The 23,016-nt window shown below is 65.1% G+C and carries 24 protein-coding genes; 8 read left to right on the top strand and 16 right to left on the bottom strand.

The genetic code is table 11. The annotated features are described in order from the left end of the window. Positions 1 to 8 precede the first annotated feature (8 nt). A complete protein-coding gene (locus QAZ47_RS29595; protein WP_278204467.1) occupies positions 9 to 965 on the bottom strand; it encodes a LysR family transcriptional regulator in 957 nt (318 codons plus the stop codon). Positions 966 to 1,048: 83 nt separating this feature from the next. On the opposite strand from QAZ47_RS29595, the gene QAZ47_RS29590 reads away from it, so the two are divergent. Next, a complete protein-coding gene (locus QAZ47_RS29590; protein ID WP_278204466.1) occupies positions 1,049 to 1,879 on the top strand; it encodes a class I SAM-dependent methyltransferase in 831 nt (276 codons plus the stop codon). Positions 1,880 to 1,889: 10 nt separating this feature from the next. Then, positions 1,890 to 2,447: a hypothetical protein gene (locus QAZ47_RS29585; protein WP_278231730.1), complete on the top strand. Its 558-nt coding sequence runs from the start codon at positions 1,890 to 1,892 to the stop codon at positions 2,445 to 2,447. Positions 2,448 to 2,500: 53 nt separating this feature from the next. Here QAZ47_RS29585 and QAZ47_RS29580 read toward each other — a convergent pair whose 3' ends face one another. From QAZ47_RS29580 to QAZ47_RS29525, 12 genes are all read right to left on the bottom strand, one after another. Beyond that, the gene (locus QAZ47_RS29580) at positions 2,501 to 3,532 is read right to left on the bottom strand and encodes an ROK family protein (protein WP_278231729.1); all 1,032 of its coding nucleotides are present in this window, start codon (positions 3,530 to 3,532) and stop codon (positions 2,501 to 2,503) included. Continuing rightward, positions 3,532 to 4,254, bottom strand: a complete 723-nt coding sequence (locus QAZ47_RS29575; protein WP_278231728.1) for a ribulose-phosphate 3-epimerase — start codon at positions 4,252 to 4,254, stop codon at positions 3,532 to 3,534. The genes QAZ47_RS29580 and QAZ47_RS29575 overlap by 1 nt, the downstream gene beginning before the upstream one ends. Next, entirely contained in the window at positions 4,251 to 5,069 is an 819-nt protein-coding gene (locus QAZ47_RS29570) for an alpha/beta hydrolase (RefSeq protein WP_278231727.1), read from the bottom strand. Before QAZ47_RS29570 ends, QAZ47_RS29575 begins: the two co-directional genes overlap by 4 nt. Then, the gene (locus tag QAZ47_RS29565; RefSeq protein ID WP_278231726.1) at positions 5,069 to 5,887 is read right to left on the bottom strand and encodes a sugar phosphate isomerase/epimerase; all 819 of its coding nucleotides are present in this window, start codon (positions 5,885 to 5,887) and stop codon (positions 5,069 to 5,071) included. The genes QAZ47_RS29570 and QAZ47_RS29565 overlap by 1 nt, the downstream gene beginning before the upstream one ends. After that, positions 5,887 to 6,963 (bottom strand): Gfo/Idh/MocA family oxidoreductase, encoded by a 1,077-nt coding sequence (locus QAZ47_RS29560; protein WP_278231725.1) that lies wholly within the window; start codon positions 6,961 to 6,963, stop codon positions 5,887 to 5,889. Before QAZ47_RS29560 ends, QAZ47_RS29565 begins: the two co-directional genes overlap by 1 nt. Before the next feature lie 5 nt (positions 6,964 to 6,968). Continuing rightward, positions 6,969 to 7,790: a sugar phosphate isomerase/epimerase gene (locus tag QAZ47_RS29555; protein ID WP_278231724.1), complete on the bottom strand. Its 822-nt coding sequence runs from the start codon at positions 7,788 to 7,790 to the stop codon at positions 6,969 to 6,971. Positions 7,791 to 7,851: 61 nt separating this feature from the next. Then, positions 7,852 to 8,694 (bottom strand): carbohydrate ABC transporter permease, encoded by an 843-nt coding sequence (locus QAZ47_RS29550; protein ID WP_278204458.1) that lies wholly within the window; start codon positions 8,692 to 8,694, stop codon positions 7,852 to 7,854. 5 nt (positions 8,695 to 8,699) lie between these two features. Further along, positions 8,700 to 9,596 (bottom strand): sugar ABC transporter permease, encoded by an 897-nt coding sequence (locus QAZ47_RS29545; RefSeq protein WP_278204457.1) that lies wholly within the window; start codon positions 9,594 to 9,596, stop codon positions 8,700 to 8,702. A 133-nt stretch (positions 9,597 to 9,729) separates the two neighbouring features. Then, a complete protein-coding gene (locus tag QAZ47_RS29540; RefSeq protein ID WP_278204456.1) occupies positions 9,730 to 10,977 on the bottom strand; it encodes a sugar ABC transporter substrate-binding protein in 1,248 nt (415 codons plus the stop codon). Positions 10,978 to 11,087: 110 nt separating this feature from the next. Next, positions 11,088 to 12,233 carry an ABC transporter ATP-binding protein gene (locus QAZ47_RS29535; RefSeq protein WP_278231723.1) on the bottom strand — a complete coding sequence of 382 codons (1,146 nt, stop codon included), beginning with the start codon at positions 12,231 to 12,233 and terminating at the stop codon, positions 11,088 to 11,090. An 86-nt stretch (positions 12,234 to 12,319) separates the two neighbouring features. Then, on the bottom strand, positions 12,320 to 13,270 hold the full coding sequence (locus QAZ47_RS29530; RefSeq protein ID WP_278231722.1) for a PfkB family carbohydrate kinase: 951 nt from the start codon (positions 13,268 to 13,270) through the stop codon (positions 12,320 to 12,322). A 3-nt stretch (positions 13,271 to 13,273) separates the two neighbouring features. Continuing rightward, entirely contained in the window at positions 13,274 to 14,074 is an 801-nt protein-coding gene (locus QAZ47_RS29525) for a class I fructose-bisphosphate aldolase (RefSeq protein WP_278204453.1), read from the bottom strand. 192 nt (positions 14,075 to 14,266) lie between these two features. Between QAZ47_RS29525 and QAZ47_RS29520 the strand changes: the two genes are divergently transcribed. Further along, the gene (locus QAZ47_RS29520; RefSeq protein ID WP_278231721.1) at positions 14,267 to 15,415 is read left to right on the top strand and encodes a Gfo/Idh/MocA family oxidoreductase; all 1,149 of its coding nucleotides are present in this window, start codon (positions 14,267 to 14,269) and stop codon (positions 15,413 to 15,415) included. A 49-nt stretch (positions 15,416 to 15,464) separates the two neighbouring features. On the opposite strand, the gene QAZ47_RS29515 is transcribed toward QAZ47_RS29520, so the two are convergent. Next, on the bottom strand, positions 15,465 to 16,487 hold the full coding sequence (locus QAZ47_RS29515) for a LacI family DNA-binding transcriptional regulator (protein ID WP_278231720.1): 1,023 nt from the start codon (positions 16,485 to 16,487) through the stop codon (positions 15,465 to 15,467). A 225-nt stretch (positions 16,488 to 16,712) separates the two neighbouring features. On the opposite strand from QAZ47_RS29515, the gene QAZ47_RS29510 reads away from it, so the two are divergent. From QAZ47_RS29510 to QAZ47_RS29500, 3 genes are all read left to right on the top strand, one after another. After that, complete coding sequence (locus QAZ47_RS29510) at positions 16,713 to 17,660, top strand: sugar kinase (protein WP_278231719.1); 948 nt, start codon at positions 16,713 to 16,715, stop codon at positions 17,658 to 17,660. Further along, positions 17,657 to 18,943, top strand: coding sequence for a D-tagatose-bisphosphate aldolase, class II, non-catalytic subunit (locus QAZ47_RS29505; protein WP_278231718.1), 1,287 nt, complete (start codon positions 17,657 to 17,659; stop codon positions 18,941 to 18,943). The genes QAZ47_RS29510 and QAZ47_RS29505 overlap by 4 nt, the downstream gene beginning before the upstream one ends. Positions 18,944 to 19,081: 138 nt before the next feature. Next, the gene (locus tag QAZ47_RS29500; RefSeq protein ID WP_278231717.1) at positions 19,082 to 19,396 is read left to right on the top strand and encodes an EthD family reductase; all 315 of its coding nucleotides are present in this window, start codon (positions 19,082 to 19,084) and stop codon (positions 19,394 to 19,396) included. A gap of 62 nt (positions 19,397 to 19,458) precedes the next feature. On the opposite strand, the gene QAZ47_RS29495 is transcribed toward QAZ47_RS29500, so the two are convergent. Then, positions 19,459 to 19,998: an Lrp/AsnC family transcriptional regulator gene (locus QAZ47_RS29495; protein WP_278231716.1), complete on the bottom strand. Its 540-nt coding sequence runs from the start codon at positions 19,996 to 19,998 to the stop codon at positions 19,459 to 19,461. A gap of 48 nt (positions 19,999 to 20,046) precedes the next feature. Here QAZ47_RS29495 and QAZ47_RS29490 point away from each other — a divergent pair, with 48 nt between their 5' ends. Together QAZ47_RS29490 and QAZ47_RS29485 are read left to right on the top strand one after the other, a co-directional pair. Continuing rightward, positions 20,047 to 21,234, top strand: a complete 1,188-nt coding sequence (locus QAZ47_RS29490; RefSeq protein ID WP_278231715.1) for an MFS transporter — start codon at positions 20,047 to 20,049, stop codon at positions 21,232 to 21,234. A gap of 58 nt (positions 21,235 to 21,292) precedes the next feature. Further along, positions 21,293 to 21,718: a GNAT family N-acetyltransferase gene (locus QAZ47_RS29485; protein ID WP_278204445.1), complete on the top strand. Its 426-nt coding sequence runs from the start codon at positions 21,293 to 21,295 to the stop codon at positions 21,716 to 21,718. Here QAZ47_RS29485 and QAZ47_RS29480 read toward each other — a convergent pair whose 3' ends face one another. Further along, a complete protein-coding gene (locus QAZ47_RS29480) occupies positions 21,719 to 22,834 on the bottom strand; it encodes an anhydro-N-acetylmuramic acid kinase (protein WP_278231714.1) in 1,116 nt (371 codons plus the stop codon). Positions 22,835 to 23,016 lie beyond the last annotated feature (182 nt).

The raw sequence follows: 23,016 nt of genomic DNA, 5'->3' as shown, positions 1-23,016 counted from the left end.
GTGATACGTCAGGCCCGAGCCTGCCGTTCCCGAGATCGTTTTCGGGAATCATCGGCGCCGCCTTGCGAGCGGATATGATCGATGAAGGCGCGCAGCTTAGGCAGCACCTGGTGCCTTTCCGGATAGTAGAGGAACACGCCCGGCGTGGTCACCGCGAAGCGGCCGAGCAGCGCCTGCAGACGTCCATCGGCGATCGGCGCGTCGGCGATGGGGCCTGGCACCTGCGCCAGCCCGACGCCCTGGATCGCCGCGCCGAGCAGCGAAGGATAGTCGTGCGCAATGAGCGGTCCGGTGACGATCGCCTCGATCGCCTTGTTGCCCTTGGCGAAGCGCCACGGCGCGACCGAACCATTCGATCGGCGCAGGCGAAGGCAGGCGTGGTGACGCAGATCCTCGATGCGCTCCGGGGCTGTTCGTTGGCGTAGATAGTCGGGGCTGCCGACGACAACCATCGGGAAGGACGGCGTCAGCCGCACCGCGACCATGTCGGGCGCGATCAGGTCGCCCATGCGGATGCCGGCATCGAATCCTTCGGCGGCGAGATCGGCCAGCTCGCCGCTTGCGACGATCTCCAGCTCGATCTCGGGATAGGCCTGGCAGAAGGACGCGATCATCGGCTCCAGCAGGGTCGACACCACCGCGGGTGGCACCGACAGGCGCAAGAGCCCGGCCGGCCGTTGGCCGATTCCGCGCGCGACCTCGCTCGCGGCTATCAATTCCTCGAAAGCCGGCCGTGCGCGCGAAAAAAACCGCTCACCGGCTTCGGTCAGGCCGACGCTGCGTGTCGTGCGTGTGAAGAGCGCGGCGCCGATGCGCGCCTCGAGCGTCCGCACCGCCTGGCTGATCGCCGACGGCGTGACGCCGAGTTCCGCCGCCGCCTTACGGAAGTTGCGGTGCCTGGCCACGCTCAGGAACGCCTCGACGCCGTCGAGCGCGCCATGCCGGACTGTGAAGTTCTGCTTCATGACCCGTCGACATTATCGCGGATAGTCGCCGGCACAAAGCGGTCGTATCTGTGTCGTGGATTGGAAGCCTGAAGGAAAGTGCAATGACGGACGATTTGGATCGAGTGCGCGATCACTACCGCGCGACCGGCCTGGCCGAGCGGCTGAAGACGGCACTGGCCGTATTGGGGCCGAACGAGCAGCGGTTGAAGCCGGAGCAACTGGCGACCCTCGACCAGTTCCACACCCGCGGCCTCGCCGCGACGGCGGAGCTTGCCAAATTGGCCGGCGTTGCGGCCGGCATGTCGGTCCTCGATGTCGGGTCGGGGGTGGGCGGACCGGCCCGCTTTCTCGCCGCGACCTATGGCTGTAGCGTCACGGGCGTCGATCTCAGCGAGCCCTTCGTCGAAGCCGCGCAGTATCTCACCGCGCGCACGGGGCAGGACGGACAAGTGTCGTTCAAGGCCGGCAGCGCGCTGGCGCTTCCGCTCGATGACGGCGGTTTCGATGTCGTGTTGCTGCAGCATGTGGCGATGAACATCGCCGACCGGCCGCTTCTCTACCGCGAGATCAGGCGCATGCTGAAGCCGGGCGGAAAATTCGCGACCTTCGATGTCGTGCTGAACGGCGGCGATCCGCACTATCCGGTGCCCTGGGCGAGGACACCCGCGGAAAGCTTTCTGCTCTCCGCCGCCGCTACCTGCGAGGCGATCGAGGCCGCCGGGTTCCGCCTGCTGGTCCAGCAGGACGATACAGCGGATGCCAAGACCTGGTTCGCGGCGCTGCGGGCGTCCGGGCCGCCGCCTTCGCTGAACCTCGGCGTCGTCATGGGTCCGGGTTTCGCGGATTTTGCCGCCAATCTCGGACGCAATCTCATGGAAGGCCGGCTCGGCATCCTGACGGCGGTGTTCGAAGCATCTCCGGCAAGCAACTGAGGAGGTGGAAATGTCGCCGGCGATGATCTTCAACATCCATCTCGTCCTGGGCTACGTGCCGTGGCTGCTTTGCTTCGGCGCCTATGTCTGGCCAAGGCTCAAGACGATGGATAGCGTCGAGGCACAGCGCGCCATCGCCACGCTGCACAGCTTCCGCTTCTTCGGATTGGTCTTCCTGCTTCCGGGCGTGGTCGGTCCGAACCTGCCCGCGGGTTTTGCCGCCTTCGCCGCCTATGGCGATTTCGCGACCGGACTGCTGGCCATGCTGGCGCTGCTTGCCGTGAGGCGACCCTCGATCTTCTGGCCGCTCGTTGTCGCCTTCAATGTGGTCGGGACAGTCGATCTTGTCGTCGACTACTACCACGGCACAGTGCTCGACCTTCCGGACCTGGCAGGACAATTGGGCGCTACCTACGTGATCCCGATCGTCTATGTGCCGCTGCTGATGATCTCGCATGTCGCCGCCTTCTATCTGCTGGCGCGCCCTCAGCCCAAGGCCGCGCCCAGCGCCGGCGATAAGGAGGCAGGCGGCATCAGTTCCCGCCGCTCTCCCTCATCCGCTCGATGATCTCGGCCATAGGCGCGATGCCCAGCAAGAGCTCGTCGCCGCGCGCCTTGAGCTCAGCCATGGTTTGCTTCTCTGGCGCCGGCCGGTCCACCGGTCTTTGTCTCGTCGTCCTGCACCATCGAAAGCGCCGTGCCCGGCTCGCCCTCCCACAGGATCAGGCTTGCCGCGCCGACAAGGCCGGCGCGGTCGCCGAGCTCCGCCGGCACGATCGGTACGTCGCGATAGGCTTGCATGGCGCGCTCATCGATCGTTGCCCTGATGCCTGGCGCCAGCAGCTCGAAGCCGTTGGCGAGCCCTCCGCCCATGACGATCACCTCGGGCGAATAGAGATGCAAAAGGTTGGTGAAGCCGATGCCGAGCCATTTCGCTTCCACCTCGACCAGGCCGAATGCTGCCGCATCGCCCGTCCGCGCGGCCTCGACGACATGGCGGGCGGAGACGTCGCCGTCCCTGGAAAGCCGCCGCAGCAGCGAGCCGTCGCCAGGCGCGGTGAGCCGCGTCGCCCGGCGTCCGAGCGCGGTGCCGGAAGCGACGGCCTCGAAGCAGCCGACATTGCCGCAGAAGCAGCGATCGCCTTCGCCGGTGATCGTCATGTGGCCGATCTCGGCCGCGAGCCCGCGCCTGCCGTGATAGATGTGGCCGTCGGCGATCACGCCGCCGCCGATGCCGGTCGACACCGTGACGAAGACCATCGATGCGGCGCCGCGGCCGGCGCCGAAGCGCCATTCGCCCAACGCGGCGGCGTTGGCGTCATTCTCCAGCCGCACCGGCAAGCCGAACTGGCGACTCAGAATGTCGATCATGGGCACGTTGTGCCAGCCGGCGAGCGTCGGCGGCCCGATGACGATGCCTGCCTTGGGATCGAGCGGGCCGGGCGCGCACGCGCCGATGCCGATGACCCTTGCCTGCGGATGCTCCTCGAGCAGTTTGCCCGCCAGCACAATGATCTGGCCGATGACCGCTTCCGATCCGGCGCCGGCCAATGTTGGCTCCGAGACGCGCGCGACGACCTCGCCGCTGCGCTCGACCAGCGCGCCGCGCAGTTCCGTGCCGCCGAGATCGAAGGCAAGCGCGAGCGTGCTCATCAGGCGGCGGCCTTCAGCCCGTGCAGCCAGGCCATGCGCTGCGCAAGATCAGGATCGCCGAAGGCGAGCGAGCCGAGCACCACGGTGTCGGCGCCGGCGGCCCGCAGCAGCGGCACCGTCTCGTGGCGTATGCCGCCGTCGGCGGCAAGCAGGATGTCGGCCTCGCGGCCGGCTTTCCTCATCAGCGCGCGCGCCTCGATCAGGCGCGGGCAGGCTTTTTCGGACAGGCTCTGCCCCTTGACGCCGATCGAGGTGCCGAGCAGCGTGACGAAGGCGACGTCCGGCAGGAACGGCTCGATCGCGGAAACCGGCGTCTCGAGCCGCAGCACCACGCCGGCTGCGGCGCCGAGCTCACGCGCCAGCTTTACCGCGCGCAGGCCGGCCTCGCGGTTCTCGGCATGGATGGTGACGAGGTCGGCGCCGGCCTCGATGAACTGGCGCGTCTGCGCCTCGACGATTTCGGCTTCGACCATCAGATGCACGTGGATCGGCTTCGCCGTCAGCCTGGTGATGCGCGCCACCAGGTCGGGAAAGAACAGGAAGCCGGGGGTGAAGCGTGCGTCCGCAACGTCGATGTGGTGCAGGTCGGCATAGGCTTCGATGCGCTTAAGGTCGCGCTCCATATTGGCGAGATCCGCCGACCACAGCGAAAACTCGCCGATAAGCCGGTTGCGCGGCAATGCGGCTATTGCCGCGGGTCCGGAGAGGGGCTTGGCGGTCATGACGGAATGGGACTCCGGATATTCGAGTGGGACTGGAGGAAGGAACTGATCTGCTCGTGCAGCTCGGCGAAATGCTTCACGCTGTCGCGCGCCTTGGGCGTGATCTCGGCGAAGATCGCCTTGGGTATCGCCGCAGCCAGTGCATAGGCCGTCGACAGCGGATGGACGGCATCGACTTCGTTGCCGATGACGAGTACCGGAATGTCGAGCGTTGCGGCGTCGCGCTCGGAAACTCCTGGCCCGTCGGCGGCGATGTTGGCCAGCACTTGCGCGAATGCACCGGCGTCGGGCCGGTCGAAATAGCCGAGCAGCGAGGAAAGATTGTCGGGCGCCTCGCGATAGAGCCGCGCTGCGGTCTCGGACTGCGCGAAGATCGTCCGCCCCTTGTCGGCCCCGTGTGCGAGGATGAGCTCGGCGACCTCGGCAATCGGCCGCATGTTCTGCGGCGCCGGCGAAAACGTCCAGGCCGGCCGCACCAGGATCAGGCCGGCGACGCGCCGCGGATGACAGCAGGCGAGACGCAGCGCGATCGCCGCGCCCATCGAGACGCCGCCGGCAATGAAGCGGTCCAGGCCGGCTTGGTCGGCTGCGGCCAGAACGTCATCGGCGAACATTTGGAACGAGAAGGGCCGCCGCTTGCCGAGATCGGAGCCGCCATGGCCACGGCATTCCAGCGTGATGCGGCGGAAGCCGGCGGGAAAAGTCTGGGCGACTTGCGCCTCGCCGCCGCCCAGCCCGTGCTGGAAGACGATCCCCAGGCCTTCGCCCGTATCGGTAACGCGGAGCGTGGCGCCGTCGTGGAGCAGCGTGCCCATCACGCCAGGCCTTTGAGGAAACAGGCAACGCCTGGCGCTTCCTCGGCGGAGAGCCCGTGCGTCACCAGCGGCCCGTCGAAGCCTGCGGCTTTCAGGCGAGCAATGAAGTCGGGGAAGTCGACGATGCCTTGTCCGGCCGTGGCGAAGCGCCCGTCGGCGAAGCGATCCTTGGCGTGCGCCAGGGAGACATGACCCGCTGTGCGCTCGACCGCTGCGGCGACGATCGCGCGTGCCTCATCTGCATTCGCCCGCTCGAACAGATTGGCGGGATCGAGCACGATCCGCAGCCGCTTCGAGCCCATCTCGGCGATCAGCCGCACGGCGTCGTCGGCCGAGGTGACGATGTTGGCCTGCTCCGGCTCGATGCCGAGATCGACTCCGTGACGCTCGGCAAGCTGAAGCGCCTTTGCCATCTCGCGCGCCATGTCGGCCCAGGCCGAGGGATCGGCATTGTCGGGATGATGCGCCCACTGGTCTTGGGTGTTGCGCGTTCCGGTGCAGAGCGTGACGAGTGGGACGGACAGCCGGGCTGCAGTCTCGATGACAACCGCCAGCCGCCGCAGCCGGTCGCCGCGCACGCGGCTGTCCGGATGCGCCATGTTGTAGGTGCCTGACAGCGCAACGAGGCCGATGCCGGTAGCCTTGGCAGCGGCATCGATGGCGTCGATCGCAGCGTTGGAAACCGCGTCCGGCATCGACGGCAGGCCGGCGCAGGCAAGATTGAACTGGGTGACCGCGAAACCCGCGTCGCGCACGGCGCCAAGCACGCCGGCCGGTTCGCTGCCTGGAAAGGTCTTGGCGAACACCCCGACCTGCATCAGACCGCTCCCGCGACGCCGGCGAGCTCGACGCGCTCGCCGCTTTCGACCGAGCGGGCGATCGCCACCATGGCGCGGATCGAGGCGAGCCCGTCCTCGACGGTTGCGCCGCGCTGTGGCTTCCCGTCGAGCACGGTGTCGGCGAGGCCTTCCAACTGGCGGCGGAAGAAATGGCCGTCGGCGCCGAGCGGCTTGCGCGAGGTCGCATCCTTCTCGTGAAAGATGTCGACCTCGCTCGCCCGGAAATACCAGGGATTGAAGGTCTTCGCGATCACAGAGCCGTTCTCGCCGTAGAGCTGGAAGCCCTCGTGCCAGTCCATGCGCACGGCGACGGTGAGATCGAGATGGCCGAGCGCGCCATTGGCGAACTCGGTCTCGACGAACCAGCAATAGGCACCGAAGCGCTCGTTGAGGCGCGCGCGCACGGCGGTGATCTCGCCGGCGAGGAAACGCGCCGTGTCGACCAGATGCGAGCCGTGCGCCAACATGAAATACTGTCTCAGATCGGCCTTCGGATTGCCGCCCGGCTTCTTCGCCAGCCTGCTGGTGATGGGCAGCGGCTGCACGGCGTCGGTGTTGGTGTAGCGATGGGTGGAATCGCAGTACCAGGCCTTCAGCGCCAGAACCTCGCCCATCTCGTCGCGCACGAAATCGCGCGCCGCTTCCAGCGCCGGATCGAAGCGTTTCATGTGCCCGACCTGCAGCACCTTGCCGGAACGCTTGACCGCCTCGGCGAGCTTCTCGCCTTCTTCGACGGAAACCCCGATCGGCTTTTCGCACAACACATGCTTTCCGGCTTCGAGCGCCTTGATCGACATCGGCACGTGATAGGCGTCGGACGTCGCGACGATCACCGCTTCCAGTTCCGGGTCGGCGAGCATCTCGTCATAATCGCCGTACATTTTCTCGGGTTCATAAGTCGCGCCCATACGAGCCAAGAGATCGGGCGCCGCGTCGCAGATCGCGTAGAGGTCGGCATTGCTCGCCTTCACGCAGCTCTCCAGATGCGCGAACTGCGCGATCGGCCCGCAGCCGAGCACTCCGACACGAAGGCGACGGTCTTGTTTGCGGGTCATCGTCTTTAGGCCCCGTAGCCGCGCATGGTCTGCCGGTTGGTTTTGACCGCGCCAGCCGGATCGGCGGCGGCTGCTTCGGATTCTTCCTCCAGCACCAGCCAGCGGTTGAAGTTGGGCGCGGCGCCGGCGATCTCGATCACCTTTGCCGTGTCGCAGACGCCTTTGCCGAGCATCGCCCAGGTGCCGTTCGCGTCGACATCCTTCAAATGCACGTAGCGGATGCGGTCGCGATAGGTGGTGAGCGTGTCGGCCATGTCCTGATGGCCGCGCAGTATATGGCCCGTGTCCGGCACCCAGCCGACCAGCGAGGCGTCGATCAGGGAAAAGATGCGGTCGTAGTCGGCGCGGTCGAAGAGCAGCGTGTTGTGGTGCGAGCTCGGATGCACCGCGACCTGGACGCCGGCCTTGCGGCCGATCTCGCCGGCCTTGTTGTAGACCTCGGCGGCAATCGCGAACTTGTCGTCGCGCGGACCGTCGGACACGACCGTCGCCGAGCCCATCGACACCAGCGCGCCGGGGAAGGCGGCGGCGAAGTCGATCCAGCGCCTGGCGGTATCGAGGTCGGCGCCGATCCTCTCCTTCAGCGTAAAGCCGCTCTTCGAGCCGAAAGCGAAGGAGACGAGCGTAAGGCCAAGCGATCTCAACGCTGCGCCGAACTCCGCCGGCTTGCCGGCATAGTGGCCGATCATCGTGTCGGTGATCTCGATGCCGGCATAGCCGCCGTCGGCGATCGCCTTGAGCAGGTCGTCGGGACCGCCTTTGAAGCGGTCTCCGAGCATTTCCCAGGTGAAGGTCTGGCAGCCGACTTTGAGGTCTTTCACGTTCATCCTTTCAATCCTTGATACCGCCCGTTCCTTGATGTCGCTCTGCGCTCCATGGGATGGATATCTACTTGACCGAGCCCGCGGTCATGCCGGCGAGGAAGAACCTCTGGGCAATGAGGTAGATGAGCAAGAGCGGTAGCGAGCCGAGCACGCTCATCGCCATCATCTGGTTCCATTCGAAGGCGTGCTGCCCCATCAGCAGCTGGATGCCGATCGGGACGGTGCGCATCGACGTCGACTTCGTCAGTGTCAGCGCAAAGAGAAATTCGTTCCAGCACAGCAGGAAGGTATAGACCGACGTCGCCACGATGCCGGGCAGCGAGATCGGCACAATCACCCGCCAAAGAGCCGTCCAACTGGTGCCGCCGTCGACGGCCACCGCTTCGTCGAGATCGCGGGGCAAGGTGTTCAGATATCCCGTCATCAGCAGGATCGCGTAGGGCAGCGTGAACACCAGGTAAGTCAGGATCAGCGCGACGTAGGTGTCGAAGATGCCGTATGAGACGACAAGCCCGAAGAAGGGGATCAGAAGCGTGATCGGCGGGATCGTCTGCGTGCTGATGATGAGCGTGTTCAGGCTGCCCTTGCCGCGGAAGTTGAAGCGGCTGAATCCATAGGCTGCGAGCAAGGCGATCAGCACCGTCAGCACGGTCACCGCTCCGGCCACGAAGTAGCTGTTGAAGAAGAAGCGCAGCTTTACCGGATCGCCAAGGATGGCTGCATACGCTTCCAGCGTGAAGGCCTTCGGCAGGATGGTTGGCGGCAGGGCAAAGATTTCGGTATTCGATTTGAACGAGCTGCTCAGCATCCAGTAGATCGGGAAGGCCGCGAAAAACAGCCCCGCGGCAAGCGCGACATGCAGCGCGACGGTGATCAGCCTGTCTTTCGGCGTGTGTCTTTTCCTCATGGTGACTACCGGGCCTTTTGATATCGGATGTAGAACAGCGTCAGGCCGAGAGAGATCAGCAGGATGATCACGGCGCTTGCCGCCGCCTGTGACAGGTTGTAGCTCGAAAACGCCAGCTTGTAGGTGTAGGTGCTCAGCACCTCGGTCGAGTAGATCGGGCCGCCGCCTGTCGTTATCCAGATCAGCGGGAAGACCTGCATGGTCCAGATGAAATCGAGCAGCGAGATGCTGATGATGATCGGCATCAGCTGCGGGATGGTGATGAAGATCAGCTTCTGGTAGGCCTTCGCGCCGTCGATATCGGCGGCTTCGTAGAAGTCCTTGGGAATGCCCTGCAGGCCTGCGAGCAGGCTGACCATGAAAAGCGGGTAGCCGGCCCAGATGTTGGCGAAAGTGACGGCGTGCAGCGCGGTCTCGGGCGAGGAAAACCACTCGACCTTGGAACCGATGACGCCGATCTGTATGAGGATGCTGTTCACGACGCCGTTCGGCTCGAGCAGGAGGCGCCAGATCACCGCAATGATCACCGCGGTGAACAGCCAGGGCAGTATGTAGAGTACGCGCAGGACATTGCGCAGCGTCGGATTGATGCGGTCGCTGTTCAGCATGAGCGCGAAGATCATGCCGATGGTCATGTGGAAGACGACACTCATGCAGGTGAAGTAGAGTGTGTGCCAAAGCGATTCCCAGAACACGGGATCGGCAAAGATCGCCTGGTAGTGTTTCAGTCCGGCAAAGGACGGGTCGCGACGCAGCACCGCGCTGTTCTGGAACGAATACGCAATCACCGTCACCATCGGCAGCAGCATCAGAAGGCCGATTATGAGGAGCGAAGGCGACAGGTAGAGATAGGGTGCGACCGCTCGTTTCAGTCTATGGCGGGGGCGCTTCTGCCGGGTCATATGCCAACCTTGGGATACGCCTTCAAGAGAAGGCGAGTTTCGGAAGCGGGTCCGTCTCGCATTGCCTGTGCTTGTTTGCCGGGAGGCCTGCCCGCAGTCGGGCCTCCCGGTCGAAGATCGTAAAACAAGCCGATCAGAATTTCGCTATCCAGCCCTTTTGCGCGTTGGCCGCGGCCTGCTCCGGAGACTGCTCGCCGGCGAGCATCTTCTGGGCTTCCACGTCGAACTGGGTCATCAGGTCTTCCGCCACCGGCAGCCCCGTGAACTCATTGGCGAGATAGCCGGTCTTGAAGATTTCGAAAGCCTTGCCGAAAGCCTTGTCGGAGGTCACGAAATCGGGCTTCGCATCGACGTTGCCCGGGAAGGCGTTGGCAAGCGACACCAGCTTGGCGTTCACCTTTTCGCTCATCAGATACTGGACGAGTTTCCAGGCCTCTTCCTGATGCTTCGAGCCCGCGGAGATGCCGATGCCCCAGGAGGCATAGGGAAGGCCGCGCTTGCCGTTGTAGTTCTCCACGACCGGGACCGGGATAAGGTCGAAGTTCAGCTTGGGATTGCGCTTGCGGATGAGGTTCACATGCGCGAGCGAGTCGATCATCATCCCGACCCGGTCGTTGACGAATTCCTCGACCTTTTCCTGCTCGGTCTTGGTGGCGATGCCGGGCGAGATGGTGCCCGCGTCATTGAGCGATTTGACGAAGGTCAGCATATCCACCACCGGTTTGCCTTCGAGCGCGGGCTTGCCGTCCGCCATCATCGATTGACCCGATGCCCAGACCCACGACATCATGTCGTTCTGGACGCCGGACGGCGTTTGCAGCGACAGCGGCAGCACCCAGCCATACTGGTTCTTGTCGGCATGGGTCATCTTCTTGGCGGCTTCGAGAAACTCGGCGCGGGTCGACGGCAGCTTGGTGACGCCCGCCTGGGCGGCGAGGTCCAAATTCACGAAGACGGGATAGACGAACGAAGCCACGGGAAACATCACCGCTTTGCCGTCCACCTTGATGATATCCGCGACTTGGGCTTTGTCGAACTTGCTCGCATCCATCATCGGATTCATGTCGGCCAGCGCGTTCTGCGCATTCAGATTGTTCACCCAGGCGCCGTCGAGGCCGACGACGTCGCTGAGCGTTCCGGTTGCGGCACCGACCGAGATCTGGTCTCGCGTGGTCGCATAGGGGCCGCTGACCAGCGTCACCTTGATTCCAGGGTTCGCGGCCTCGAAATCGTCCATGATTTTCCGCAAGGAGCCTGCGGGCAGCTCAGGCTCCCACCATTGGGTGAATTCCAGCGTCGTGTCCGCCATGGCGCCGGTTGCGCCAAGCAACCATGCGGCCGCTGCCATTTTCAGCATCGCGGGTTTTATCCGAAACGTCATTTTCTCCTCCTTCTTTAAGATCGGCCGCACAATGCGGGCGATCGTCTGGTTATTCAGAAGTCTTCATTCGCAGGCGCCTCGCCTTCGCCTGCGGGCCTTGCCGCATATCTTCAGATCGCCAGATGCGTCGCGGGATCGAAGAAATGCAGCTTGGTATCGTCTAGGGCCAACCGGATTTCCGAGCCGGCGCGGACCTCGCTGACCGGTTCGAATTTCGCCACCGCGTTCGACGTCAGGCCGAAATCCTGCACCGCGTCCGGGTCGCCGGAGTCCACCCGCACCGCGTCGATGCTGAGATGGACGATATGCTCGGACCCGAGTTCTTCGATCGAGGTCACCTTTGCCGGTATCGTCTGATACTTGCGGCCCGATTCTAGGCTGCTGTCATAGAGGTCCTCCGGCCGGATCCCGAACACGACCTTGCGCCCCGCATACGAGCTCAAACCTGGCCTGCGCGCGAAGGCTGCATCCTGCAGCCGGATGGTGAAGGTGCCGGACCTCAGTTCGTCGCCCGTCAGGGTCGCCTCGAAAAGGTTCATCGAAGGGGAGCCGATGAAGCCGGCGACGAAGGCGTTCACCGGCGATTCATAGAGCTTCTTGGGTGTGTCGACCTGCTGCAGCACGCCGCCTTTCAGCACCGCGACCCGGTCCCCCATCGTCATCGCTTCGGTCTGGTCGTGGGTCACGTATATGGTCGTTACGCCGAGCTGCTTTTGCAGGCTGGTGATTTCGGCGCGCATCTGCACGCGCAGTTTCGCGTCCAGATTGGAAAGCGGTTCGTCCATGAGAAAGGCGGCTGGCTCGCGCACCATGGCGCGGCCCATGGCAACCCGTTGGCGCTGTCCGCCCGAAAGGTTCGCGGGTTTGCTGTCCAGCAGCGACGTCAGCTGAAGGGTTTTGGCGATCTCGTCCACGCGCTTCCTGCGCTCGGCTTTCGGCTTGCCTGCCAGGCGCATCGAAAAGGCGATGTTTTCGAACACCGTCATATGCGGGTAGAGCGCGTAGCTCTGGAAGACCATCGCGATGTCGCGGTCCTTGGGCGGCATGTCGACGACGTCTATGCCGCCGATCCGAAGGCTGCCGCTGGTGACGTCCTCCAACCCCGCGATCATTCGCAACGCCGTGGATTTGCCGCAGCCGGACGGCCCGACGAGAATCAAGAACTCGCCGTCCTCGACCGATAGGTTCAGTTGGTCGATCGCGTGAAAATTGTTCCCATAGGTCTTGCAGATATTCTCGAGAATGACTTCTGCCATCTTCCTCCCTCAAGTCTAAGCTATTGATTTTTATGGTTGTACCCGGCTTATTTTCACCTGCGAAATGTTTCCTCGGACAGTTTCAGCTATGTTCCAGTGCCGACCTGCGCATGTTTCAGTTCGACCGCTGACGGAGCGTTCGTCGATGCCAGGAGTCTCGTGACCTCGTCGGCGGTCGGCAGCGCTTCGCGCCCGCCGCGCCCCGTGATGGACAGGGCCGCGGCCGCGGTCGCGAATGCGACCCGGCCTGCTGTGTCGGCGCCGCGCGCCAATGCGTGGGCATAGGCGCCATGAAAGCAGTCGCCGGCGCCGGTCGAATCGACGACGGCGACCAGGTGCGAAGGCAGGTGCCAGAGCCCTGTCTCTTCGTGTCCGCGATAATAAACGCCCCTGCCGCCATCGGTCAGAACCACGGCGGACCGCGAAGGCGACCACAATGCATCGAGCATTTCGGCGGGCGATCGGCGGCCCGTGGCCGTGCGCGCAAAGCCGAGCGGAAGGATGAGATGGTCACAGAGCGCGATCAGCCTCTCGGTGGCTGGGCCGGCGCTCCATTCGATATCGCCGAGGATCGCGAGGCCGAGATCGCGGGCTCGAGCCACGACATCCATCGACCGGATCGCGTAACCATCGACTATCAGCACCGTTGCGCGGCTGAGAACCTCGTCCGGAAAGTCCGGCGCGGTGCCCAGCATCGCTTCGTCGTCATACGCGATGAACCGCTCCCCATCCGAGCCGACGGTGATCCGCGAGCGCACCGGGCGCGCGTCGGGGTGGCGCGGCGCGAATGCGGTTTCGACGCCGTTGGCAACGAGATCGCACAGCACGGCGTCGTCCGCGGCACTGCCCAGCCATCCGACGAACCCGGCGCTTCCGCCGAGCCGAGCGACGGCGGCAAGGGCTGTCGCGACATTTCCCCCGAAAGCTCGGACACTTTGCAGGACCTTCCCCTTGCCCGCCGACAACGGCTGATCGACGTAGACGATGTCGTCGATCGCAATAGCGCCGAAGCCGAGGATTGAAGGGACGGTGGGCATGGTTCAGGCCCCCGCCTTCGCCAGCGCTTCTTGCGCCGAAAGCCCGTCATGGATGACGCCGCGAAAGGCGAGCGCTGCCTTCTGCGGATCGCCATGCCCCCAGAGGTTGCGGCCCACCACGGCGCCGCGCGCGCCGGCACGGATGGCGTCCGCCGTCTGCTGAAGCGCGCCTAGCAGCGTATCGGTCTTCGGACCGCCCGCGATCACAACCGGCACCGGGCAGGTCCGAACGGTCTCTCGGAACGACTCGAAATCGCCCGTGTAGCCTATCTTGATCACGTCGACGCCGGACTCGTAGCCGATGCGCGCCGCATAGGCGATCTCGTCGGGGGTGAAGACGATTTTCGCCCCGTCGGTGAAATCGCGGGGATAGATGTGGGCCACCACCGGCATGCCGTAGCGGGCCGCCGCATTCACCGAATCGGTCAGCCAGCGTATGTACTTGCCCTCGGTCGCGCCGCGCACCGGAATGGCTACGGCCAATGCATCGGCCCCAGCCCGCACCGCATCCTCGGGCGTTGCAATCAGCTCGCTGATGCGATCGTCCGGGGTGAAGCAGCCCGCCTGGATCACCAGAGAAGCTTTGCCCGCATATTGCGGCCACAGGTGGCGCGCGGTGCCTGGCTGGATGCTGACGTAGTCGGGTTTGCCCGCCATGACGCGCGCGAGCGCGCCCGGCAGGTCGGCAAGACCTCCTTTGCGCACGTCGCCATAGCCGACAAAATGGTCGACCGCGCCGCCAAAAAGCTTCCCCGATGGATGCGCGAAGAGGCGCGCAAGGCGCACCTTGGTTCCTAGGCTCATTATTTCCCTGACCTCTTGATTTCCAAATCCTCAAGCCGGCGGCCTCCGATATCGCGCCAGCATTTTCACATGCTCTATAAAAATTTTACGCGCGTCAATATTTAAAATGCTGTATAGCGAATCCCGAAAATGGTCCGACGCCGGCGCGCCGGCCTGTCGGAAACGCTGCCGCATTGGGAGGTCGGAAGGAAAATGCAAGCGAAATCAGATGCTAAGCTTGGCATCGGCGTTATCGGATGCGGTAACATCTCGATGACTTATCTGCGCAACGCGGCCCTTTTTGCCGGTGTGGAATTGCGCGCATGCGCCGATATTTCCACCGACATGGCGGTTCTGCGGGCGAAGGAATACGGCATCCGCGCCCTCGGCGTCGATGCACTGCTCGCCGATCCCGAGGTCGATCTCGTCCTCAACCTCACTGTTCCCTCCGCGCATTTCGACATCTCATTTTCGGCGCTCTCGGCCGGAAAACATGTCTTCACCGAAAAGCCTCTCGCGACCTCCGCCAGCGAGGGCCGCCGGCTGGTCGCCGAGGCGGCGAAGCGTGGGCTGCTGCTGGGCTCGGCGCCCGACACCTTCCTTGGCGCCGCCGGACGCCGGGCGCGCCGGCTGATGGACGAGGGCGCGATCGGCCGCGCCGTGACCGGCACCGCCTTCATGATGGGGCGCGGCATGGAGCACTGGCACCCCAATCCGCAATTCTACTATCAGCCGGGCGGCGGTCCGGTCTTCGACATGGGGCCCTATTATCTGACGATGCTCGTCAACCTGCTCGGCCCGGTCGCTCGCGTGATGGCGATGGCGACGCGCGGCCAGGACGAGCGCCTGATCACCGCTGACGGCCCTTACAAGAACACCAGTTTCAGGGTCGGCACGCCGACCAACATCCTGTCGCTGCTCGAATTCCGCTCCGGCGTCACCGTCACCTTCGGCGCGTCCTGGGACGTCTTCAAGCACTCCAACCACCCGATCGAGCTGCACGGCACGGAAGGGTCGCTCAGGCTGCCCGACCCCGACACGTTTGGCGGCACCGTCTCTTTGTCGGCGCGCGGCGACGACTGGAAGGATTTCGAAAGCGAAGGCGAGCTCTATGGCGCGCGCAATTGGCCCTACGCCGCGCCGAACCGTGCCAACTACCGCATGCTCGGCGTCGCCGACCTGGCGCGGGCGCTGTCGGAAGAGAGGAGACCGCGCGCGTCCGGCGAGCTTGCGCTGCATGTGCTGGAGATCATGGAAGCGATCCTTGCCTCCGGCGAAAGCCGCAACTCCGTCGCCGTGGTCGGCTCGGTCGACCAGCCGCCGCTTCTCGGCGAGGACGAGGCGGCGAGCCTGCTCGCGTGAGGACGATCATGACAGCATAGCTCGATCCGCAGGCGCGGCGGGAACCGCCTCATGCCGACTGGCGCATCACCAGCGTCGCATCGAGCTTGACCTTCGGTGCGACAGCCGTGCCGTCCTCGTCGAGGAGCGCAAGCAGCGTCTCGACGCTGTGGCCGGCCATCGCCGCGAAATCCTGCGCCATGGTGGTGAGCGCCGGGCAGGTGTAACGGCTGAGCGGATGGTCGTCATGCGCCGCGACCCGCACGTCGCAATCCGCCTTGCGGCCCACCTTCAGCCCCTTCGAATAGGCCGCCGCCATCACGCCGAAGGCGAGGCGGTCGTTGGCGCACAGGATGGTCTTGCCCGGCAGGCCGCCATTGTTGAGCAGCTTTTCCGTCTGCTCATAGCCGATCCGCTCAAACTCCCACGTGTAGTCCTCGACGTTGCCGAACACGACCGGCTCCTGTCCGAGCCGCTTCATCGCATCGACATAGCTCTCCACCCGCTCGCGCGAATTGTGGTTGACATGGGGGATGTCGAAATAAACCGGAGCGTCGCCCGAGCGACAGAGATAGTCGACGATGGTCGACATGCTCTGCACGTTGTTGTTGCCGACAAAGGGCGTGTCGCCTTCGAGATAGGTGTCGAAATAGACGATCGGGATCGCCTGCGTCAGCTTCTCGATCGCCTTTGGGTCCGAGCGCCGGCCAAGCGGGGCGACCAGCGCGCCGGAGACCTTCAGCGACAGTATGGTCCGCGTCGCCTCGGCTTCCAGCTCGCTCGATCCATGCGAGGAAATGACGATTGGCCAGTAGCCCTCGTCGCGCAGCCTGAGCTCGATGCGGCTGACCATCTCGGAATAGAAGGGGTCGGTCACCGTCGGCACGACGATGCCGATACTGCGGGTGCGCTTGCGGTTGAGATTGCGGGCGAAGAGATTCGGCTGGTAGTCGGAGGAGCGCAGCGCGTCCTCGATGCGCTTGCGCGTCGCCGGCTTGACGCTGGTCGGATCGTCGAAAAATTTCGACAGCGTCGGTCGGGAGACGCCGCAGGAACGGGCGAAATCCTCCATCGTCTTGTGCGTCATCGGCATCCAAACCCTCGCGGCATGGAATCCTCGCTCCCCATGCACCGCCCCGCGCTACATACGGCTCGCCGGCGCGCGACTGCAAGTTGAAACTTTACAGGAAGCTCTACAAGTTTCAACGCGTCGAGCGAAATTATTCCATGCGTAAACTTATTAATTGACGTGAAAAAGCGCTGGCCGTATTCAATTTTCAATGACTACGCCGTGCACGGCGAATGCCGGAAGGACGTGATGAAGAAGCTAGTCTCAGCCGGCGAGATCCTCGTCGAGATCATGGCGGAGCGGATCGGCCAGAGTTTTCTCGAACCCGGTCCGCTGGTCGGACCTTTTCCGTCCGGCGCCCCGGCGATCTTCATTGGCCAGGCGGCGGCGCTCGGCCAACCCGCGGGTCTCATCGGCGCCGTCGGCAAGGATGATTTCGGCCAACTGAACATCGACCGGTTGCGCGCGCTCGGCGCCGACGTTTCGGCAATCGCTGTCCATGAAGGCCACGCCACCGGCACCGCCTTCGTCACTTATCGGCCCGACGCGTCCAGGCATTTTGTCTTCAACATCCGCAACAGCGCCGCCGGCCTGCTGGAGACGGACGACGCGGCCAAGCGGCTGCTCTCCGGCGCCGACCACGTCCATGTCATGGGCTCCTCGCTGTTTTCCGACCGCGCCACCGAAGTCGCGCTTGGCGCGATCGCGGCTGTGAAGGGCAAGGGCGGCACCGTGTCCTTCGATCCCAACATCCGTCGCGAGATCATGCAGGCTTCCGGCATGCGCCAGGCGCTCGACCAAGTGCTGGCGCAGACCGATGTCTTCCTGCCCAGCGGCAACGAGCTGTTCCTGTTCTCGTCAGTCGGTGACGAGCAGGGCGCGGTCGGCGAATTGCTGGGGCGTGGCATCTCCTGCATCGTGCTGAAGAAAGGCGCCGACGGCGCCGCTTATCACGACCGGCAGGGCACGGTCGTGATGCCCGGCTTTGCCGTCGAGGAAGTCGACCCGACAGGCGCCGGCGACTGCTTCGGCGCGGCCTTCGTTTCCTTCTGGCTGCGCGGCGCCGCGCCCGCCGATGCGCTGCGCATCGCCAATGCCTGCGGCGCGCTCGCGGTCACCCGCAAGGGGCCGATGGAGGGCATTCATCGGCTTGCCGATGTCGAGGCTTTCATCGCCAAGGCAGGACCACGCGCATGACCGGCGCCACGACAAGATTTGCGGCGATCGCCGACCGGCGCGCGGCAGGCGGGAAGGGCGGCATCGCCTCGATCTGTTCGGCGCATCCGCTGGTGATCGAAGCGACGCTCCGTCACGGTGCGGTGCATGGCGCGGATGTGCTGATCGAGGCGACCTGCAACCAGGTCAACCATGAAGGCGGCTATACCGGCATGACGCCGGCTGCTTTTCGCGCTTTCGTCGAGGCGCATGCCGCCAGCACCGGCTTTCCGCTCGACCGGCTGATCCTCGGCGGCGACCATCTCGGCCCCAACCCGTGGAAACACCTGCCCGCGGCGCAAGCGATGGGGAAGGCTGTCGCGATGATCGACGCCTATGCCTCCGCCGGCTTCACCAAGCTGCATCTCGACGCCAGCATGGCGTGCGCCGACGATCCGGCGGCGCTCGCCGACGACACGGTCGCCGCGCGCGCGGCCGATCTTGCGGCGGCCGCCGAGGCGGCGGTCGCGCGCACGGGCGGCCAGAAACCCGTCTACATCATCGGCACCGAAGTGCCGGTTCCGGGCGGTGCGCTGGAAGCGCTCGACCATATGCATGTGACCGAGCCGGCCGATGCGCTGCGCACCGTCGAAGTCCACCGTCAGGCCTTCGCCCGCCTCGGCCTCGATGCCGCCTTTTCCCGCGCCGTCGGCGTCGTCGTCCAGCCCGGCGTCGAATTCGGCAACGCCGACATCATCGCCTACGAACCCCGGAAGGCGACGAAGCTGGTGACGTCGCTGGAGAGCATGCCGCAATTCGTCTTCGAGGCGCATTCGACCGACTATCAGCCGGCCGAAGCACTGGCCGCGCTCGTGCGCGACGGCTTCGCCATCCTCAAGGTCGGCCCCTGGCTGACCTTCGCCCTGCGCGAGGCGCTCTATGGACTGAGCTACATTGCCGGCCAGTTAGTGCCCGATCCAACCCGTGACAGCCTGCCCGACGCGATGGAGCGAGTGATGCTGGCCTCGCCCGGCAACTGGCGGAAATACTATCCAGGCACGCCCGACGAGCAGCGCCTGCAGCGGCATTTCTCCTTCAGCGACCGCATCCGCTACTACTGGCCGTCGCCCGATGCGCAACGCGCGACCGAAGCGCTGCTGGCGGCGCTTGGCGACCGGGAGATCCCGCGCCCGCTGATCAGCCAGTATCTCGCCCATCTCGATGCCGAGGTCGGCGCGGGCCGGATCAAGCCGACCGCGCATGAGCTTCTGATCGGCAGCGTCACGCGCGTCCTCGACATCTACCGCAGCGCAACGAGTCCGTAAGCCCGAGCGGTTGGACCGGCTGTGGTTGCGACGCCCGGCAAAGCGCACGACTTCAGGCTTCCAAAAAATCCTCTGTGGCGCGTTCCGTTTCCGCCCTTCGGGTCGTCCTTGCTGTGTCCGAAACAAAGGAGCACCGCAATGGCCCTTATGGTCGTTATCTACCCAACACCGAAGGATGTTCAGGCGTTTGATCGACACTACTTCGAAATCCACGTGCCTCTCGCCAAAAAGCTTCCGGGTCTCAGGAAATACGAGATCAGCGACGGCCCCGTCGTGACGCCCGTGGGAGCCTCTGGCATTCATCGGATCGGAACGCTCTATTTCGACGATCTTGCAGCGCTCGAAAAGGCGTTCGCAAGCCCGGAGGGCAAAGCTGCCGGCGTGGATCGCCGAATTTACGCGCCTGACGACTCGGGCGTTCAAATGTTCCTTTTCGACAATAAGGAAGTCTGAGCCTGCCCTGTTCGTCTCGGCAGGCGAGCGGGTCAAATGACGGCCGATCGTCTCGATGCAGCCTAGTACACCGGTGTGGCCATGTGCCTGGGCGTCGGCCACTCGGCCGTGATGTCCGGCTGCACCGGCCGTTCGAGGTAGGTCGACAGCACCACGTAGCTGCGCGTCGAGACCACGCCTGGCGTCTCGTAGATCCGTGACAGCAGGCCTTCCAGCGCCCGCGTGTCCTCGGCGCGTACCTTGAGAAGCATGCAGGTGTCGCCGGCGACGGAATGGATCTCCTCCACTTCCGGACATTCGGAAATCGCCATCAGCTCCGGCGTCTTGCCCCAGCCTCTGGTGTCGATATGCACGAAGGCGAGCAACGGCTTCTTCACCGCCTTCGGATCGATGATCGCCGAGGTGGCGCGGATCGCGCCGCTGCGCCTGAGCCGCTTTACGCGCTCATGCGCGGCCGGCGGCGACAGGCCGACGCGATCGCCGAGCTCGGCATAACTGATGGTCGCGTCCTCGACGAGAACGCCTAATATTTTTCGGTCGATCGGGTCGACCTCGCGGGGAGACTGCCTGTTCCGCTGAACGTCATCTGTTTCTGCGTCCATATGGAAATTCTCCATTGATGCTGAATTGAATTCGGCCATTATGGAGATATGTCGAACAGTGATCAATCAGCAATTCTGACCGCCGCGCCCCGCGCGCCGATCCCGGCGGCGGCTTACCTGCTCACCGGCTGCATCGCCGTCATCGGCTCCAACTCGTTGGTGCTTGGACCGATCGCGCCCGCTGTCGCGGCATCGTTCGGGGCCACCGTGCCGGCGGTGATGACGGCGGCTGCCGCCTTCGGCCTCGGCACTTCGGCCAGCGCGCTCTTCCTCGCCCGCTACATCGACAGGATCGGCGCGCGCCGCATGTTGCAGGGCGCCTTGCTTTTGTTGGCGTTGGCGCTGGTTGCCAGCGCGCTGGCGCCGGCGGTGACGGCGCTGGTCGCGGCCCAGCTTGTCGCCGGCATCGCCGCCGGTGTCGCCATGCCGGCGATCTATGCCAGCTCCGCGGCGATCGCCCCGCCCGGCCGCGAGAGCGGCACCATCGGCGTCGTGCTGACCGGCTGGACGCTGTCCATGGTCGCCGGCGTGTCGCTGTCGGCCGTGCTTGCCGATCTCATCCATTGGCGCGCCGTCTTCGCCGCTGTCGCGCTTCTTGCCGGGACCGCCGTCGCCGGCCTGACGATGAGCTCGCTGCGCGACATCAGGAAAACCGGTCCGGCGCCGTCGCCGCTGGGTGCGCTCGCCGTGCTCGGCATCCTGCCGCTGCTGATCGCCTGCGGCGCCTTCATGACCGCCTTCTACGGCGTCTACGGCTATCTCGGCGATCATCTGCACAGGGATCTCGGCGAACCCGTCAGCGCCAACGGCCTCGCGGCAATCGCCTACGGCCTCGGCTTCGGCGCGGCCGCATTGCTCGACGGCGTCATCGACCGCCTCGGCGCGCGCCGCGTCATGCCCTTCGCCTACCTGTTGGTCGCCGCCGTCTATGTCGCGATGGCCTTGGCAAGCGGCGGCTTCGGTCTTCTGATGGCGACGATTGCCGTCTGGGGGCTTGCAAACCATTTCGGGCTGAACGTTCTGGTGATGCGGCTGACCGCGCTCGACCCCGCGCGGCGCGGCACCATCATGGGCTTGAATAGCGCGGTCACCTATCTCGCCGTCACCGTGGGCACCGCCGGCTTCGGGCCGCTCTATACGGGCCTCGGCTTCGCCAATTGCGCGTTGATCGCCGCCTTGCTGATGCTGGTGGCCGCTTCGGCCGCAGCATGGCGGTCGGCTGGCGCCGCGCAATAGGCTTGCGTCGCCGCTCGGTCGTTCGCTAAGGCTGGCTCCGCACCGCACCGGAGCTACGATGAAGACGAGCCTTGAAGTCACCGCCGAGCCCCCGCCGCGCGACCTTGCCTTTGTCGGCGAGAGCCTTACCGCTTTCAACGATAGCGATGTTGGCGCCTCTGGCCGCAAGACACTTGCCGTTTTCGTTCGCGACGATGCCGGCACGGTCGTCGCCGGCATATCGGGCTACACCGCCTGGGGTTGGCTCTACGTGCAATGGCTCTGGGTCGACGAAAAGCTGCGCGGCCGGCGCATCGCCGCCAGCATGCTGGACGCCGCCGAACGGGAAGCCGTTGCACGCGGTTGCCACGGCGCCTGGATCGACACCTTCAATCCGACCGCGGCCAAGGTCTATGAGCGACAAGGCTATCGTCCCTTCGGCGCGATCCCTGATTTTCCGGTTGGCCGCAGCCGCATCTTTCTGCAGAAGAAAATTTCCGCTTGATCAGCCCGCAAGCCGCCCGCCGCGCATCGGCTTCGGCACCCCGGTGGTGCTCGGAAAGCTGATCGGCAGGCCGCGCAGCACGCGCACCGCAAGGAAGGCAAAGCATTCCGCCTCTACCGCATCGCCCTTCCAGCCGAGCGCCTCGGCTTGCACCACTGCGACGCCGGCGCGGCGGCCGAGCATCGCCATCATCGTCGGGTTGCGGCGACCGCCGCCGCTGACCGCGAGCCGCTTCGGCCGGCGCGGCAAGAGATCGAGCGCCTTGCCGACCGCCGAGACGGTGAAAGCCGTCAGCGTCGCCGCGCCGTCCTCCGCGCCAAGTCCGTCGGCCATCGCCGCGGTGAAGTCGAAGCGGTCGAGCGATTTCGGGTAGGGCTTGGTGAGATAGGGATGCTGAAGCAGCCGCTCGAGCCTTGCCTCGTCGACGGTGCCCGCAGCCGCCAGTCTGCCGTCGCGGTCCATCTCGCCGAGACCTTTCGACTTGATGAAATCGTTGACCGGTGCGTTGGCCGGACCGGTGTCGAAGGCGACGATTGCGTCCTTGCCGTCCCACCAGGTGATGTTGCCGACGCCGCCGAGATTGAGCACGGCGGTGTCGCCGCTGGCGTCGGCCTCCTTGAGCAGCGCCGCATGATAGGCGGCGGCCAAAGGCGCGCCTTGCCCGCCTGCCGCTACGTCGGCCGAGCGGAAATCATAGGCGACCTTGGTGCTGAGAAGTGAGGCCATCAATTCGCCGTCGCCGAGCTGGCGGGTCCTGCCGATCCGCCCCGGCTGCGGCGCGCGGTGCAGCACCGTCTGGCCATGGAAGCCGACGACGCCGATGTCGGCCATGGTCATCCCTTGGCTTTCGACGAGATCCCTGACCGCGGCCGACTGCGCTCGCGTCAGCGCTTCCTCGGCTTCGCGGAAGATCGCCGGCTCCGGCCCTTCGAAATTCCAGGCGCGCGCCTGGCGCAGCGTCTCTTCCAGCAGCGTGCGGATCGATTGCGGGTAGGGCGCAAGCGTATAGGTGCCGAAGTCGGCGATGCGCTCGCCGTCGGTCTTGATCAGCGCCACGTCGATGTTGCCGTCAAGCACCGTGCCGGTCATCAGGCCGACGGCCCAGATTGGTTCCATGGTCGCTCCTCGAATCGCCGTTGAACCAACGTGTCGGACGGATCGGTCCGGCAGGCAAGTCCTTCGCCATGGTCGGCGAAGCCTCGCATCCCTTCACGGCTTTTTGCGCCGAACGGTGAAAATGGAGCAACGCCGTTCTTGCCTCTTGCCGCGGAAGGCGCGAGCCTGTGCGAACATCGGTA

Source organism: Mesorhizobium sp. WSM4904, assembly GCF_029674545.1.
GTDB lineage: Bacteria > Pseudomonadota > Alphaproteobacteria > Rhizobiales > Rhizobiaceae > Mesorhizobium.
Note: the sequence above shows the minus strand (reverse complement) of the source record. Positions and strands in the feature narration are given on the sequence as shown.